General features: G+C 41.8%; 1 pseudogene. It reads left to right on the forward strand.

From position 1 onward, the window contains the following. Positions 1 to 2,209 (forward strand): annotated as a pseudogene (locus CXF78_RS20745) (NAD-glutamate dehydrogenase domain-containing protein); the annotation flags it as partial. Positions 2,210 to 2,288 lie beyond the last annotated feature (79 nt).

A 2,288-nucleotide genomic window follows, 5' to 3' on the forward strand; every position in this document is an offset into this window, starting at 1 on the left:
ACCTTCACGTCCTTTCCCGGGTGATAAAACGGAACTGAAAGAGTCAGTTGATTTCTTAAACTACTTGAACAACCATCATTTCACTTTGCTTGGCTATCGTTATTATGATCTAAAACGTGTTGAAGGTGATGTTGAGCTTGTTCCTAACATTGAATCTAGCTTAGGGCTAATGAACCGTTCAAAAACCTCCCATAGTGAGCGTGGTTTATTACTTTCAAGTTTATCTGATTCAGCCCGTAAAGAGGCGTTAGATGAAAGCTTACTCGTTCTCACCAAAAGCTCTGCTAAAAGCCGTGTACATCGTCCAGCTTATGTAGATTATATTGGTGTTAAACGTTTTGACAAAAAAGGCAACGTAATTGGTGAAGATCGTTTCATTGGTTTATATGCTTCTAATCTTTATAACCGTAGTCCACGCGAAATCCCATTATTGGGTGAAAAGGTTCAGCGCATTCTTGATAACTCAGGGCTAGCGCCGCGCTCTCATGATTATAAAGCGTTAATGAATATTCTTGAGAACTTACCTCGTGATGAGCTAATTCAAGCAAAAGATCCTGAGCTATCAAACATCGCTCACGGTGTTTTAGAAATGCAAGATCGCGACAAGTTAAAGTTATTTGTGCGTAAAGACGGTTATGGCCGTTTCTTGTCGTGTTTAGTTTATGTGTCTAAAGACCGCTACAACACTAAATTACGTCAAGATACTCAACGCATTCTGGCACAACATTTTAAAAGTACAGAAGATGTTGAGTTCACCACGTACTTCTCAGAGTCTACATTGGCTCGAACTCACTATATTATCAAAGTTGATAATAACAATATGGATGTTGATGTGGCCGCCATTGAAAGAAATCTTATCGAAGCTGCTCGCTCATGGGACGACAAACTGCACACAGCATTAAACAATGCCGTTGGTGAGCAAGCTGGAACGGGACTGACAAAACGTTATTTAAATGCTTTCCCACCGAGTTATAAAGATGATGTGCTTCCAAGTTCAGCTGTTGTTGACATGCAGCACCTTGAAGCATTGGATGACGAACACAAATTAGGTATGTTGTTTTATCAACCGCAAGAAACTGCGTTGAATGACAATAAAGTCCGCCTGAAACTGTTCCATAAAGACGAGCCTATTCACTTGTCTGACGTACTACCAATGCTTGAAAACTTTGGTTTACGTGTGATTAATGAACGTCCATACGAAGTCAAAACCAATGATGGCGCGACATTCTGGATTTTAGACTTCTTAATGACAGTGCAGGGTGCAGCGACAGAAAACTTAGCTGATAGCCAAGACCGTTTCCAAACGGCTTTATTGCAAGTGTGGCAGAAGAAGTTAGAAGATGACGGCTTTAACCGCATGGTACTGTCAACAGGCCTCAGTGGTCGTGAAGTGTCTATTTTGCGTGCTTATGCTAAGTACATGCGCCAAATTGATGCAACATTCAGTCAGTCGTACATCGAAGAAACGTTTAGCCGTTATCCTAAATTAGCGGACTTATTGGTGAAAATGTTCATCCGTAAGTTTAACCCTAAACTAAAAACGCGCACCTTAAGTAAGTTCCTTGAACAGGTGAACATACAACTTGATGACGTTTCAAGCTTAGATGATGACCGTATTATTCGTCGTTACTTGGATTTAATTAACGCCACATTACGAACTAACTTCTATCAAACTGCCATTGGCGGAAAAGCGAAAGACTATATCTCGTTTAAGTTTGCACCGGGCTTAATTCCTGAAATGCCTAAGCCGTTACCGAAGTTTGAAATATTCGTGTATTCGCCTCGTGTTGAAGGTGTGCATTTACGTGGCGGTAAAGTGGCTCGCGGTGGTTTACGTTGGTCAGATCGTCGTGAAGACTTCCGTACCGAAGTATTAGGCTTAGTAAAAGCACAGCAAGTTAAAAACACCGTGATTGTGCCTGTGGGCGCAAAAGGTGGTTTTGTGTGTAAACAACTGCCGACAGAAGGTGGCCGCGAGGCATTATTTACGGAAGGACAAGAATGTTACCGTATCTTCATTCGTGCGTTATTAGATATTTCGGACAACATTGTTAATGGTGAAGTGGTTCCACCCGTAGATGTTGTACGTCATGATGAAGACGATCCATATTTGGTCGTTGCAGCTGATAAAGGCACGGCAACATTCTCAGACATTGCTAACGCTATTGCGATTGAATACAACTTCTGGTTAGGCGATGCATCTGTCTCTTATAACCATCTGACGCTGCCGACGAAGAGGATGGTGTAATTCTGGGGGGGCGCCGTTTCATTGAAAAAAAAAACACACA

Source organism: Shewanella sp. 11B5 (assembly GCF_002836795.1).
GTDB classification, from domain to species: Bacteria; Pseudomonadota; Gammaproteobacteria; order Enterobacterales; family Shewanellaceae; genus Shewanella; species Shewanella frigidimarina.